General features: G+C 41.3%; 1 protein-coding gene. It reads left to right on the top strand.

The genetic code is table 11. From position 1 onward, the window contains the following. On the top strand, positions 1-321 hold a 321-nt coding region (locus tag ASC50_RS04335; protein ID WP_226995395.1), incomplete at its 5' end, for a hypothetical protein. Positions 322-472 lie beyond the last annotated feature (151 nt).

The raw sequence follows: 472 nt of genomic DNA, 5'->3' as shown, positions 1-472 counted from the left end.
GATCGAGGTTACTATTATGGTGAATGGAATGTGGGGATATACAATATGTATTGGTGGGATGGCAATGACGCTGCTACTGTGGGCGAATGGAAACTCATTCAACAGGTGAAAATCCCGATGCCTTCTGCGGACATGGGTGTGATGGACATCATCCGTCAAGCGATAGCAGGCGACGAGGCCTTAATGTACCCCGACGATCCGGACTACACACCGGCTACCCGCTATTTCAGATACCAGTGTGTCAATGGTTTTCAAAATAATTATAACGGTACCGCTGAGGTGCTTGCCGAACTGACACTTTACGGAAAAAAAGCACCATGATAGAAATTGAGAAATGTAGAAATTAAGAAATTAAAAAATTAAAAATAAATAAAGATGAAAAAATATGTAATTTTAGTAGCAATTGTTGCCGTGTATTCATGCACCGGCGATATATACGACAACATCAAAGAGATGGCTGATTCGGAAATAG

Source organism: Candidatus Symbiothrix dinenymphae, assembly GCF_001431085.1.
This window is presented reverse-complemented; position numbering and strand designations above follow the sequence as displayed.